Below are 13,762 nucleotides of genomic sequence, written 5' to 3' on the forward strand. Positions count from 1 at the left end.
AGTTTACCAGCTGAGTTCCGGCTGAAATGTGTGATAGGCTAACTATCTGATCAGATTATCGTCCTTCAATGACTTCGGTGAAGGCCTGGCAGAATATTTCCATCACCGGTTGCTGCACAAGGCTCACCCTGATCCAGTTGGGAAACCTGAATCCGGTCATGGTGCGAACCATGACGCCTTTTTTCATCAGCTTGCGGTACATGAGGGTGTCCGGCATGGGCACCTTGATCATGATGTAGCTTCCCTCTCCACAGATGTATTCGAGCCCCAGTGATTCACAGGTGGCAGTCACCAGCTTTTTGGCATCGCGGATCATGGCTCGTGTGGCCTCGATGAAAGGACTGTCATTGGAGAGCGCGGCCACTGCCGCACGTTGGGCAAGAGTGTTTACGGAGTAGACGATATGTGTGCGGCGGACGATGTCCACAATCTCGTTTGTTCCGCACAGGTAGCCTATGCGTAAGGCGGCCAGCGCATACATCTTGGAAAAGGTACGGAAGACGATGACATTGGGGTAGCGCTCCATGAGCTCCATGCCGTTGGGGTAGTCTTCCTGCTCCACATATTCGCAATATGCCTCGTCAATCACCACAATGGCGCGGTTATCCACCTCGTCCAGGAAGGCGTTCATGGTCTCTTTGTCCCAATATGTCCCGGTGGGGTTGTTGGGATTGCAGACAAACAGGATCTTGGTCCGTTCGTCCATGGCATCAAGCATGGCGCGATGATCAAAGGCGTGGTCTTTGAGTGGGATGAGGCGTGCCTCGAACCCGGAAAATTCCGCGACCCATTCGTATACGGCAAAGGTCTTGTCCGCAGTGATGATATTGTCGCCTTCTTCGCAAAAAGCCTTGATGACGCTACCAATGACTTCACACGAGCCATTGCCCACAAGAAATTGTTCTGGTTCCTTGTTGAACTTTTCGGCCAGTTTATGACGCAGGTAGAAACAGTCGCCATTGGGGTACTCCGGCACCATGCGCGGCGGGAATTCATCCACTATCTCTGCTGCTTTGGGAGGCGGTCCAAGGGCGTTTTCATTGTTGTTCAGCCTATGAAGGTGGTCCACGCCATAGGTGACCATTAATTCCTGGTCGGGCAGGCTGGGGTAGTAGGCCTCAAAGGTCTGGATGTAGGCGGGAACGAGGTGTTGAAAATCAAGGTTAGCCATGTCGGAACACCACCACGTCCGAAATGCCGCCATGGGGAAGGAGAATCGTTGGCGAGAATCCATGCTCGCAGAGGACGCCGCCCATTGATGCCTGCCATCCATAAGCCAAGTCCAGATGGAACAGGATGTTCTCGTACCCGTCTTGCTTGAGGCAATCGAGGTGACTCTTGACGGCTTCGCTTACATCGGCTCCCACAACCATGGGCGAGAGGACTGCCTCTTTCAGCTCCGGTCTCAACTGGGCGGAGAAGACCGAGTTGTCGGGTACGCCTTCACCGGCATTGTCCACCTCTCGAATGGTGCGCATAAGGACCAATCGATCATACGTCTCTTCAAGGAAGGTTCGCACTGTTGGGTGGGTCCAGACGGCAGCGCCCATGTCTTCGCGCAAATGCCGGAACCAGATATCCAGCGCCTTGTCCTGATTGTCCGCCTGAGTGAAGTCGAGCCGACCGAGGTGTTCATAGTTCAGAGGCGTCATGTCAGGCGTTGCCAAATCGCTGAACAGACTCACTGCCTGTGTCCGGGAAACGATACTCAGGAGATGTTGCTCAAGCAGGTCGGCAACTTCGCTTTCGCCTGTCAGGATGTACGGGCCGGAAAAGCTGACGCTTTTTTCAGAGGGGGACCGCCAGACCATTATCCCTGCGAGGGTGCCGATCTCATCGACACAGATGGCCATATCAAGGTCTCCCTGGGCGACCATATCCACGACTTTACCCGGCGTGAACAACACCTGATTGATCAGGTAGGCAGGATAGTTGTTCACAGCCAAAGTGCATGCTTCCTTGATCAGGGCCGGTTCGGGATTCTCCGCAATGGAGAGAGCTCCCGTGAGCTTCCCTTGTGTTCCGGGCTGCGCCTCAATGGTCGGATACGCATGGTCCTGACGCAACTCTAGATGAACGATCTTTCCCTGTAGGCGGATGGAAAACCCATCGACCATCCGTGACGCCAGCAGCAGACCGAGATGCTCTATGGATTGTTCTCCTCCGACACGTTCCTTGGCCGCCAGATTCATGGCCCAAAGGTCAGAAGGATTGGCTTCAAAAGAGAAGTCGGCAAGGACACACCAACGGCGCGTGGAAAGAGAGACTTTCACCTCGGTTCCCCTTGCGGTTTGAACCAGGTGCGAGACGATTTCCTCCGCTGCCATGGTCAGGCGCAGGCTCTTGGCTGCATCCAACTCAAACGCCTTGGCGGAATGTTCCACTACCCCCTGCACAAGGGGGATGAATCGAGTTTCAGCAGAGAACTGAAGCGATACGGATTGATCAGGATTTTGCATACAAGAACTGTTACATGCTCAGCCCAATGGTTTCAAGTGGAAGGCGCTAATAACAAGGAAACGAAAAAGAAAACCCGCGAATTGGGAGAAGACGGATGCATGTTCCGCCCATGTCCGATCTACGAACTGCTTCCGACCACAATGGCCGGGAACATGCCTTCTTCTTCCCCACCGAGGTAGGGCTGGAAAAGGTTGTATGATACCCGTTGCGTCTTTTGGGAATGCCCCATCGTTTCGTGACTGCCGTCGAAGTCGGCTCCGTTTTCTTCGAGGATGTGTTCTATGCGGTGCTGGAAGGCTTCGACAAACTCGGCGCCGCTTCCGTTGAAAGTGAGCCTGCCGATGCAGAAGGACTTTTTCGTGGAGAATTCGGACAGGGGCATGGACTGGAAGGCAAGGTCTTCCTGGCAGGTAACGTACCCCCATACCAAAGTCTGATCATCAATGGTGATCGGTTCGTCGGCATCGATGATGGTATGCGGCATGATGATGGAGCCGGAGCCGATCGTGATTTTGTGTTCTTCCTCGCCACGGAGGAAAGAGTTGAACCCGACGAAGACTTTTTCGTCCAGCACGGCGTGAATGACCTTGCCGCCGTGGGCAATGATGTCCCGTCCTGCAAGGCTGCTGCTAACGATGAAGCTGTTTTCCTGGGCATTGGATCCGATGCCCATATCCGTATCCTCCACATAGGCGCGTTGGGCGACAAGAGTGTTCTCGCCGATGGTGCAGTCGTCTTTGACCACGCAGTAGCGGCTGACGAATGCGCTTTCAGGAACGGGAACGGGCATCTCGATAGCAAGGGAATCGTATACGGGCAGAAAGTCGCTTCGTCTGTTCTTGAGAAAATCGGAGAACGCACCGGTCAGCTTCCCATCCGGCGTCCATGAGACGTATTTTTCAACCACGTTTTCTGGGTAGGTGTAATCGAATTCAAACGAAGTGCCGCATTTGATCCATACCCTGCCTGGTTCAATGATGGTCCGTGACAGATCCTCTGCCTGTACGTAGGAAAAGTCACCCAGAACACAATTGCGCATTACTGAAAGGTCTGCCGTGGCAAATGCCCCGAGGCAGACCCCTTCGGTCGTGGTGCCGTGGATGTTGGAGTAGTGCATGGCCACGGTGTTCAGAATGCGGAAGAACTCAGGTGTTTCCGTATTCTTTGAGTTGTTGTGAACCAAGGTCTTGATGAGGCAGCAGTTGGTGATCTGGATGGTCTCATCCTGATAGAGTTCGGTTGCTCTGCTCCCGGAGTTGACCACTGTGCCCTTGGGCTTCAGCTCATCTCCCCGGATGTCGCTCATGTGGATGATGGAGCGGTCCACTTCGCAACGGCCCATGAAGTAGCTTCCACTCAGGTTGCTTTCCTTGAAGGAGAAGTACCACGGGTGGCCCATCGAAAGGGCGTAGTAGGCATAGTACTTCGTCATTTTTTCCAGGCTGACAGTATTTCGTACCAATGGTTCGACATCCATGTGTACCGGATCAAGGTTTATGTTCACACGGGAGATGATGTGACTGATGAGGCGATTAATATTTTCCATGCTATTTCCTAGTCCATCCTGGTGGAAGGGAGTTCGTTCTTTACGGGCTGCAGGGTCACTGACTCCTGTCGGCCTTTTTATCCTGTTGTTCCGGTTTAGCTGTCAATGCCGTCATCAAATCCAGATTCTCTGCATCAGAAAAGGGCTCCCGGGTCTGGTCGGCCGGGAGCCCTTACGTGTTGGACTATAGTGCTTTCGAGTTCTAGAGGAAGGCGTACACCGCCGCCAGTCCGGTCAAGGACATGGTGATGGTGTATGGGAGCGCCAACAATACCATCCTGCCGTAGGAAAGGCGGATAACCGGAGCAAGCGCACTCGTAAGCAGGAAGAGGAATGCTGCCTGGCCGTTAGGTGTAGCCACAGACGGGATATTGGTCCCGGTATTGATGGCAACGGCCAGCTTGTCAAAGTGCTCCATGGTTTCCTTGACGTGTGCTGCGACTGGTTGAGGAAGAGTCGCGAGCACGTCGGCCCGTGCTATGTGGGCGTCCGTCAGTTTCGCCATGAGGTCATGTCCGCTCATTCCGATTCCGGGAATGGCATCCAACACGTGAATAAAGTGCAGCTTGGTCTCAGAAATGTAGACCGTCGCCACAAAGACGTTGTCTGAGATAGAGGAGAGAAGACCGTTGGCCGCGTAATAGGCGGCGAGTTGGTTCTGACCCTTGAGGCTCAGGACATATTCGATGATAGGTGCGAAAAGCTCCTGAGAGTGAATAACTGCAACCACCGAGAAGAAAACCACCAGCAGGGCGGTGAAGGGAAGCGCTTCCTCGAAAGCGTGACCAAGTTGGTGCTCCTCGATAATGCCGGTGAAAGAGGTCAGGAGGATGATGACCGAGAGGCCGATCAGGCCGACGGCTCCGAGGTGGAAGGCAAGGGCCAGAATGAGCCAAACCCCGACGAGCGCCTGGATGACAAGTTTAAGACGGCCTTTCTGTCCTTGCTTCTCTTCCATCTCAATGGCGGTTTCAAGAAGGAAGGAACGAATGTTGCCAGGCATCTGAAACCCGTAACCAAAGAGTTTGAACTGCTCTACTGCCAGACACGTCAACAGGCCGATAGCGAATACGGGCAGGGTGACAGGCATGGCGTGCAGGAAGAAGGGGACAAAGTGCCATCCCATCTCCTTGCCGATGAGCAGGTTCTGGGGTTCTCCAACGAGGGTGCAGACACCGCCCAGAGCAGTTCCGACTGCGCCGTGCATCATCAGATTTCGCAGAAAGCCACGAAATTGCTGGAGCTCTTCGCGATTCTTGTCCTTAACGGCATTGTCTGAAACCAAGTCGTGCGAATCAGTATGCCCCTTACCGGATACGAAGCGGTGGTAAATGTTGTAAAACCCGTAGGCCACCGCCATGATGACAGCCGTGACCGTCAGGGCATCAAGGAAGGCGGAAAGAAAGGCTCCGGCGAAGCAGAACAACAGGGCGATCAGTTTCTTGGACTGAACGCGTACAAGGATTCTGGTGAAGGTGAACTGCAGGAAGTCCTTCATGAAGTAGATACCTGCCACCATGAAGATAAGAAGCAGGATGACTTCGAAGTTGTTGAGCGCTTCGTGGTAGACGGTCTCCGGCGACGTCAGTTTCAGAAAGATGGCTTCGAGGGCCAACAAACCACCAGCTGGAAGCGGATAACATTTCAGGGCCATAGCCAGAGTGAAAATGAATTCGGCGATCAGTGCCCAGCCGGTTATGAATGGGCCGACGGTGAACATGAGGATCGGGTTAACTACAAGGAAACCCAGCAGGACCAGTTTGTACCAGGCCGGTGCGCTTCCAAGGAAGGTCTCGGCGAAGACGGTTGTTATCGGTTTTTTCATGAAGTTCTCCTAAAACATGACAAGACGCCATACGGCTTTTGCACAGCCGGACGTCGCTTGGGTTAAAGAAAATATGTGCTGTTGGAATATCTAAAATGGGCACCGGGAAGAGTTCCCGGTGCCCTATGTGAGCTAATAGAACATCATCAGGGCAGCGATCATCACGACCATGTATATGACGGTCATGCCTGCGCCACTGCGAACGTAGTCAACCGTACGGTATCCTCCGGGACGCATGATCAATGCGTTTACCTGGTGGGTAGGCAGAACAAAGGTGTTCGATGCGGCTATGGCTACTGTCAGGGCAGCCACTCGCGGATCGACGCCGGCGTTGATTGCCATGTTCATCGATAACGGTACGAGCAGGACTGTTGCGCCGACGTTGGATGCCACCAGCGTGAAGAAGGAGGTCAGGATACCGATGACCGTCAGCAACATTACGGCAGACGGTGTGCCAAGGGCAGCCATGATGGTGTCGGCAATGAATTTTGCGGCACCGGTGTTCTCAAAGGCCATACCCAGCGGGATGAGTCCACCCAGCAGGAAGACGGTCATCCAGTCAACGGACTGGTAAGCCTCGTCGATGGTCAGGACCTTGGTCAGGATCATGCCGAGAGCGCCTGTAAGGAGCGCGATGGAAAGCTGAACGTGGAAGCCGAGGATCATGACAAGGGAAATGGCCAGCCACATGAGTGCAAACTTCGCCTTGTCTGTGCGCAACAGTTCGCCCTTGACCGTCTCAGTGAAGACGAGGTCAGGCAGGCCTTTGAGCATGTGGAACATTTCCCAGCGGCCGTGCAGCAGCAAAGCATCACCGGATTCGATGACGATGTCGCTCAAGCCGCTGACGAATATCTTTTCCCCGCGGAAGATGGCGAGGGGGGAGACCTGAAAACGTTCTCTGATGCGGAGTTCGCCAATGGTATGGCCCATGAACTCGGAGCGGGGAGTAACAATGCCTTCCATGATGCCTGCGTTGTTCGGAGAAAGCTCCTCGGCGAACGTCGACAGTTCCGGTTGCAATGCCCAGCCCATGTCGTCGGCCATATGCTCGACGAATTCCTGCGGTCCGACGACGACGATATGGTCGCCTGGCTGAATCGTCTCTTCCGGAGTCGGAGCGAAGATTCGGGTCGCGGCATTGTCGCGGGCGATGGCAACCAGGGTGCAGAAGTATATGGGTCTGAGGTCGAGGGACTTGAGCGGAGCATCATTTTCCCAGTCTGCCGGGATGGCAAGCTCGTAAAGGGTACCGACGTGGTCGTAGGTGCTGGCGAGCACGGAAGACATCGGGCCTGAAGTTTCATCGTCTGAGCGGTTAGGCAGGATGAAACGACCAAGAAGAATGAAGTATATCAACGCAGCGGCGATCAACACGAGGCCGACCGGAGTGACGCTGAACAAGCCGAAAGGTTCGTACTTGGTGCCGCCAACGACCATGAGGTCGTTAAGCAGGATGAGCGGGCTTGAGCCAACCAGGGTCAGGCAGCCACCGATGATTGCGCAAAAACCCATGGGCATGAGCAGTCGGCCAATGGGAACGCCGGTCTGATTGCCGATTCGTTTGGCGGCAGGCAGAAACAGCGCAGCGGCGCCGATGTTCTGCATGAAACCGGAAATGATTGCGACGGTTCCCGATATGAGTGTCATGATGCGGGATTCGCTTTTCCCGGCAAATCGGAGAATGACGCGTGCCATTGAATTCATGACGCCGGTCTTATCAAGACCGGCGCCAATTATGATGACGGCTATGATCGAAACGACGGCGTTACTGCTCAGTCCGCTGATAGCCTGTTGCGGCGTAACGAGACCGAGAAGCGGCAGTAATACCATCATGATGATGCCGACAACGTCTACCCGAACCCATTCGAAGATGAAAAGGAGAATAGCGAAAACGAGAACGGCCATAACCGTTATAATCTCTGGAGTCATGTGAAATCCTTAAAACGTATGGAGAAAAACGTTGCGAGCGCCCTATTTGGCTCGCAACGTTGCTCGGGTGTAGACGGGAATGGTGTTTCGGCTTTTGCAAACAACAGCAGTGTCATCCATTACATACTTGAAACGGGGGTCAGCTTCATGCATCTGGGCGACGATGGTTTCCTCGTCTCCCTGACGAATTTCGTGACAGAAGCTGATGCCGGATTCAGCGGCCTTGCATGAAAAGTAATCGATATTGTTTTTTGCCTTGTCAGAGAATCCGTTGAAGTCGCGGCCGGACTCATCGAGATTGAGTGCTACCAGCGAGCTACGGGTTTTCTTGGCCATGTGGATGGCATAGTCGGAGATGGCGCGGGAAAACGAATTGCCTTTGCATACGATGAGGATTTTGCATTCCTGGCGTTCGCAATCGCAGTAGGCTTCAGCACTGACGGGGGTGTCGGTGATCATTTTCTTGCGGTTCTGAGTGAATCGTTTGAACATATCTATCATCGAAGATCCTCCATTTTTTTGCATCAGATGGTCTTCACGGCAGATCACCCATGATCCGACATGGCATGTGTTGCAGTTGGCCTCGGCCTGTGCTTTGTAATGCTTGTCCATCAGTGCTCTTAATGTTGTAAAGAGGGGCATATCTCTACTCCTTGGTTGTTGTGTGAGATTGCTCGTTCTCTTCTTCCCGCTCCCTATTAATCAAATCGCATGCCAATAATGGCGCTTTCATTAAAGTGCTGAATGTATTGAATAAAATATGTTTTGCACAAAATATGTGATAACGATGTGATGCAATTTGCAACGATCTATTCCTGTGCTGAGCACGAATAATGCGGAATGGCCTAAAACAAAGGGTTTACGACGCATGTTGCAAAACGCAACGAGGGGGTTGCGTGAGGGGTATAAGAGGCCCGATTGGTAAGAATACTGTGGTTCGCTTGAACAAAATTTCACATGATCAGTTGTTTCTATGTCGATGTAATGTGCTGTAAAATATGTATAATTTATCTGGGTCTCGTTTGATCCTGTGTGGAGATGACCATTTTCTTGGCATAAAGGGCCGGGGAACCAGCCCGTGTTACGAATTGCAACCTTAACAAGGCATAAGGCGCGTGATATATTCAGGAAATCGATAGAGACGCCTTGCGTATTTCGACTAATACATACCTTCCTCTCAACAATCGGAGGCGACATATATGGGGTGGTTCAGTAAGAAATCTTCTTCAAGGGAAGTGGAATCTGTCACCGAGGATATTTCGAAGGCCAGTGTTGAAAAAACTGCCCCTACTCCCCATGCTTCACTTCGGGAAGACATCGAGTCTGCCGGATTTCCTCCGGAGATCTTGGCTGCGGCCCGGGCTGAGTGTGATCGGATCGACGTAACCGATCCGTCGTCTCCTGAGTATTCGATTGCCTTGAATTTTCTTGAGGTGCTTCTTTCATTACCCTGGGATACGACCACGAAAGATGATCTGGATATCGCCAGAGCAGAAGAAGTGCTTAATGCCCGGCATTATGGCTTGAACCGCGTGAAGGATCGTATCCTTGAGTTCCTTGCGGTGAAGAACCTGTGTGCTCGGCACAACCCCCGTATATTGCTTGTGGATGATGAAGTCATCGCACGAGAGAACATGGCTATCGTCTTTCAGGGCGAGGGGTATGATGTTGAGGCCGTTGCCAATGGGCTGGAAGCTGTTGCGGCAATGGAAAAGTCTCCGGCCGACATCGTTGTCTCTGATCTCAAGATGGAAGGTATGGACGGCATGGAACTGCTGCAGGTGTTGCGGCAGCGTTGGCCTGATACCAAAGTGATCATGATTACAGGCTATGCCACGGTCAAAACGGCCGTTGCCGCGATGCAGCAGGGCGCTGACCAGTACCTTGGCAAACCGGTCAATCTGACCAAGCTGCGCGGCTATGTTGCCGAGATGTATGAAAAGAGTCTCAGAATGCAACACCTGCGGGGACCGGTCCTGTGCTTTTCCGGGCCTCCCGGCATGGGCAAGACTTCCATCGGGCGAGCCATTGCCGAAGCAATGGGGCGCAAGTTCTTTCGACTTTCCCTTGCAGGTCTCAGAGACGAAGCAGAGTTGCGTGGACATAGAAGAACGTATGTCGGAGCAATGCCCGGACGCATTCTTCAGGGTATTCAGAAGGCGGGCTCGCGAAATCCTGTCATCATGCTCGATGAAGTGGACAAAGCTGTTCAGGATTTTCAGGGCGATGCGACTTCTGTCCTTCTGGAAATGCTGGACCCGGAACAGAACAACGGTTTTATGGACCATTTTCTGGGATTGCCCTTTGATCTCTCGAGCGCATTATTCATTTGTACTGCCAACTCGGTTGAGCGTTTGCCCGCCCCATTGCGTGACCGGCTCGAGGTGATCGAGTTCCCGAGCTATACGCTGCATGAAAAGCATCACATTGCTTCCCATTTCGTCCTTCCAGATCAGTTACATCAGCATGGGTTGGACGAGCAATTGGTCTCAGTTTCCCCCGAGGCGATACGGGAATTGATAACAGGCTATACTCGCGAGGCAGGACTGAGAGGTTTGCGTAAGCAATTGGCTGCCCTGTGCCGCAAGATTGCGAAGCAGATTTTGTCAGAAGGGCAGGGAGCTGTTTCCGTTGACACGGATATGGTTCACCAGATGTTGGGTGCGCCACTCAATTCTTCGACCATGGCTCAGAAGCAATCCAAGGTTGGTTTGGCTACGAGTTTGGTGTGGACGGAAAACGGCGGCGAGATCATTTTTGTTGAGGCCGCACGCATGCAGGGCAACAAGCAACTCATCCTCACTGGTTCTCTCGGTGAAATTCTGCGAGAATCAGCGCAGACCGCGCTGAGCTATTGCCGTAGTCATGCTGAGATATTTGATATTAATCCGGATTTTTACGAACTGTCGGATATTCACGTGCATATCCCTGCCGGTGCGGTTTCCAAAGAGGGGCCGTCGGCAGGCTTGGCCATCACTATCGCCTTGTTGTCGCTCATGACCGGCCGGGCAGTCCGTCCGGACGTTGCCTCCACCGGCGAATTGTCGTTGTTGGGGGAAGTGCTTCCTGTGGGCGGAGTCAGGGAAAAGCTGATGGCTGCCCAGACTGCGGGCATTAAGGTTGTCATTCTGCCGGAAGGATGTGCGTCCCGTGTGCAGTCCATTGAGCCTGAAGTGACGGAAGGACTTGATATTCACTACGTTTCCACCATGGAAGAGGCGGCTCGGATCGCACTGTGCGACGATCTTACTCCAGATTGTGTCGCTTAATCTTTCGCCAGAGCGAAACCCTGTCTATGCCCAGCGCCCGTGCGGCCTGAGTCTTGTTGCCAGCCGAGGCCGCAAGCACCTTGCGAATATGTGCCTTCTCCAACTCCTCTAGCGTGGGGAGAGGGTTTTCCGGTTGCACATGGCTGACCTCTTCCGGCAGCAGATCAGGCGTAAACTCAGGTCCCTGTCCAAGGGCGAGCGCCCGTTGCACGATGTTTTCCAGTTCTCGCACATTGCCGGGGAAGGGGTAATGCATCAGAATATCCAGCGTGTCCTGGGTGATGGAGTGGATGGTCTGGCCCGGATGGCGGTGCTTTTCAAGGAAGTGTCCGACGAGAACCGGGATATCTTCATGATGTTCCCGTAATGGCGGCGCTTCGAGGGTTACCACATTCAGGCGGTAGTAGAGGTCCTGTCGAAATTCGCCTTTCTCAACCAATTCACGCAGGTCGCAGTTCGTGGCCGCCACTACGCGGATGTCCACAGGGATTTCCTTGGTGCCGCCGACCCGGAGGAAGGTTCGTTCCTGAAGCACCCGAAGCAGCTTGACCTGCATGTTCAATGGCAGTTCGCCGATTTCATCAAAGAAGACGGTGCCGCCATCCGCGACTTCAAGGATGCCTTTCTGCCCGCGGTTGGCTCCGGTAAAGGCTTCCTTCTCATGCCCGAACAGCTCTTTGTCCATGAGTTCAGCGGTAAAGGTGCCGCAGTTGATGGCCATGAACCGTTCTTCGGAACGTTGGCTGAGTTGATGAATGCCTTGCGCCACCAATTCCTTACCGGTGCCTGTCTCGCCCTGAATAAGGACGTTGCAGTTCATCAAGGCCAGTTGTTTGACCATTTTCTTGAGCTTGCTGAACTTGTCGCTTTGACCGACCAGCGGAAAATCGCTTTTGCCCTGTGCAATGATCTTGCGCAGGCGGAGAACCTCAGCGGAGAGGGCGTGTTGCTCCAAGGCGCGTTCGACCTGGAGCCGTAGTTCGTCCAGTTTGACCGGCTTGGCGATGTACGAGTGCGCTCCTTTCTGCATGGCCGTGACCGCGTTGGCAACGGTCGCATGCCCTGTGATCATGATGACGATGGTCAGCGGGTGCCGGGCTCGTACACGGTCCAGCAGTTGGATGCCGTCCATGCCGGGCAGCATCAGGTCGGTGATCAGCAGGTCGTATTCCTTTCGCTTCAATTCACGAAGGGCTTCCTCGGCCGAGCCTGTAGCCGTGACGGTGTATCCTGTTGTTGTCAGGACATGGGTCAGGTTTTCGCGGGCGATCTTTTCGTCTTCGACCAACAGGATGGACGAGGTTATCATGCCTGCTCCTCTGGTTCGAGGGGGAGTTGAATGGTGAAGGTCGTCCCTTCACCCGGGGTGCTTTCTGCTCGAATGGTCCCGTTGTGCTCATTGATGATGCCGTACACGACATAGAGGCCGAGGCCCGTACCTTGTCCCACTTCCTTGGTGGTGAAGAACGGATCAAAAATACGTTGGAGAGTCTCGGGTGTCATGCCTGCACCAGTGTCAGAAATGGTGATGATTTTGGCGTCGGGTTCCTGTGCCGATTGAATCTCAATGACGCCTTCGCGATCTCCAATGGCCTGAATGGCATTGATGATGAGGTTGATAACGGCTTCCTGGAATCGTTGCCGGTCCAGATAGAGACTGACGCCTTCAGGGACTCCCAGTTTGATGGAGATTCCTGAACCTGCCTGGCTGGAGACGAGTTGGATTGCTGTCTCAAGGACCGTGCGCAGGTCGTGCGGGGCTGGAGAGAAATCCTTGTGGCGGGAGAATTCCAGCAGCCCTTTGACGATGTCGCGGGCGCGGATGGTCTCTTGAAGGATGTTGTTCATCATCTTGTCGCCGAATTCGTTGTGCCCAAGCGTCTCCTCGGCAAGGATCTGCGCCGAGGTGGAGATGTTGTTCAGGGGGTTGTTCAACTGGTGGGCGATGCCGGAGGCCAGGGTGCCGATGGATGAGAGTTTTTGTGCCTGAACGAGCTGTGTCTGGCGTTGTTTGAGCTCTTCGACCATGGAATTAAGGGCGACAAAAACCTGTTGTATTTCATCGTCCGCGTTCTGGACGGCAAGGGGCACAAAGGAGCCTTGGGCAATCTGGCGGGTCGCCTCCTGAACCTGGCGAAGTGGACCAAGGATACTTTTGGAGACAAAGAAGACAAGGGCAAGGACAACCACCGCGACGACAGCCATGGAAATGATCAATGTCGTCCGGAGTTTATCGTTGATCGAGAGGATGTTCTGCCGTTCAAATTCAGCGATGGCCCGTGAGTGTTCTACCAGCTTTTGGCCTGTCTCGCGAAGGGCTTTGGCCGTGGGATCATTCTCCCTGACCTGAGTGGAGCTTGCCGTGAGTTGCTTGAGCAGGGTGCCGTATTGCTCCAGACCACGGAGCAAGGCCTGGCCGTGTTCTCGTCCATCGGGCTTGTCTATCTCATATGAAAGGGTGTCGAGCAGCTTGGTTGCTCTTTCAATATTACTCCGGTTCAGCGTGAACACGGCTCTGTCGTGATAGAGGAAGAAGTTTTTTTCCTCTCGCCGGATTTCGAGAATGAGATTACGAAGGTCGTCTGCCCGTTCGACGAGGATTACTTCCTGCTCCAGTTGGTTGATATTGGAGAGCGACAGCATGGCAATACCGCTGAAGGCAAGAGTGAATATGGCTATGCCGATGACGATGGTTTGTCTGAGGTTCGGTCTGAGCATGGTGTCCTCTGA

9 protein-coding genes are annotated in these 13,762 nt (G+C 53.7%); 1 reads left to right on the forward strand and 8 read right to left on the reverse strand.

The features are described from left to right. Positions 1-55 precede the first annotated feature (55 nt). The 6 genes from hisC to HFN16_RS11800 form a co-directional block, all read right to left on the reverse strand. On the reverse strand, positions 56-1,171 hold the full coding sequence (hisC, locus tag HFN16_RS11775) for a histidinol-phosphate transaminase (protein ID WP_168890934.1): 1,116 nt from the start codon (positions 1,169-1,171) through the stop codon (positions 56-58). Then, positions 1,164-2,459: a hypothetical protein gene (locus HFN16_RS11780; RefSeq protein WP_168890935.1), complete on the reverse strand. Its 1,296-nt coding sequence runs from the start codon at positions 2,457-2,459 to the stop codon at positions 1,164-1,166. Before HFN16_RS11780 ends, hisC begins: the two co-directional genes overlap by 8 nt. 119 nt (positions 2,460-2,578) lie before the next feature. Beyond that, positions 2,579-4,006, reverse strand: coding sequence for a transferase (locus HFN16_RS11785; RefSeq protein WP_168890936.1), 1,428 nt, complete (start codon positions 4,004-4,006; stop codon positions 2,579-2,581). Positions 4,007-4,208: 202 nt separating this feature from the next. Further along, entirely contained in the window at positions 4,209-5,831 is a 1,623-nt protein-coding gene (nhaB, locus tag HFN16_RS11790) for a sodium/proton antiporter NhaB (protein ID WP_168890937.1), read from the reverse strand. Between the two features lie 132 nt (positions 5,832-5,963). Continuing rightward, positions 5,964-7,763 carry an SLC13 family permease gene (locus HFN16_RS11795; RefSeq protein WP_168890938.1) on the reverse strand — a complete coding sequence of 600 codons (1,800 nt, stop codon included), beginning with the start codon at positions 7,761-7,763 and terminating at the stop codon, positions 5,964-5,966. Positions 7,764-7,805: 42 nt separating this feature from the next. Then, a complete protein-coding gene (locus tag HFN16_RS11800; RefSeq protein ID WP_247648323.1) occupies positions 7,806-8,405 on the reverse strand; it encodes a universal stress protein in 600 nt (199 codons plus the stop codon). Between the two features lie 557 nt (positions 8,406-8,962). Here HFN16_RS11800 and HFN16_RS11805 point away from each other — a divergent pair. Further along, positions 8,963-11,032, forward strand: coding sequence for a S16 family serine protease (locus HFN16_RS11805; RefSeq protein WP_168890939.1), 2,070 nt, complete (start codon positions 8,963-8,965; stop codon positions 11,030-11,032). On the opposite strand, the gene HFN16_RS11810 is transcribed toward HFN16_RS11805, so the two are convergent. Both HFN16_RS11810 and HFN16_RS11815 read right to left on the reverse strand, forming a co-directional pair. Next, positions 11,010-12,341 carry a sigma-54 dependent transcriptional regulator gene (locus HFN16_RS11810; protein WP_168890940.1) on the reverse strand — a complete coding sequence of 444 codons (1,332 nt, stop codon included), beginning with the start codon at positions 12,339-12,341 and terminating at the stop codon, positions 11,010-11,012. The two genes, HFN16_RS11805 and HFN16_RS11810, sit on opposite strands and share 23 nt — an antisense overlap. Further along, on the reverse strand, positions 12,338-13,750 hold the full coding sequence (locus tag HFN16_RS11815) for a sensor histidine kinase (protein WP_168890941.1): 1,413 nt from the start codon (positions 13,748-13,750) through the stop codon (positions 12,338-12,340). The genes HFN16_RS11810 and HFN16_RS11815 overlap by 4 nt, the downstream gene beginning before the upstream one ends. Positions 13,751-13,762 lie beyond the last annotated feature (12 nt).

The sequence above is a fragment of the Pseudodesulfovibrio sp. zrk46 genome, assembly GCF_012516435.1.
Lineage (GTDB): Bacteria > Desulfobacterota > Desulfovibrionia > Desulfovibrionales > Desulfovibrionaceae > Pseudodesulfovibrio.

What these genes read in the sequence shown, in the direction of transcription:
- hisC (WP_168890934.1), bottom strand. Translation starts at nt 1,171, where the DNA reads ATGGCTAACCTTGATTTTCAACACCTCGTTCCCGCCTACATCCAGACC.
- HFN16_RS11780 (WP_168890935.1), bottom strand. Translation starts at nt 2,459, where the DNA reads ATGCAAAATCCTGATCAATCCGTATCGCTTCAGTTCTCTGCTGAAACT.
- HFN16_RS11785 (WP_168890936.1), bottom strand. Translation starts at nt 4,006, where the DNA reads ATGGAAAATATTAATCGCCTCATCAGTCACATCATCTCCCGTGTGAAC.
- nhaB (WP_168890937.1), bottom strand. Translation starts at nt 5,831, where the DNA reads ATGAAAAAACCGATAACAACCGTCTTCGCCGAGACCTTCCTTGGAAGC.
- HFN16_RS11795 (WP_168890938.1), bottom strand. Translation starts at nt 7,763, where the DNA reads ATGACTCCAGAGATTATAACGGTTATGGCCGTTCTCGTTTTCGCTATT.
- HFN16_RS11800 (WP_247648323.1), bottom strand. Translation starts at nt 8,405, where the DNA reads ATGCCCCTCTTTACAACATTAAGAGCACTGATGGACAAGCATTACAAA.
- HFN16_RS11805 (WP_168890939.1), top strand. Translation starts at nt 8,963, where the DNA reads ATGGGGTGGTTCAGTAAGAAATCTTCTTCAAGGGAAGTGGAATCTGTC.
- HFN16_RS11810 (WP_168890940.1), bottom strand. Translation starts at nt 12,341, where the DNA reads ATGATAACCTCGTCCATCCTGTTGGTCGAAGACGAAAAGATCGCCCGC.
- HFN16_RS11815 (WP_168890941.1), bottom strand. Translation starts at nt 13,750, where the DNA reads ATGCTCAGACCGAACCTCAGACAAACCATCGTCATCGGCATAGCCATA.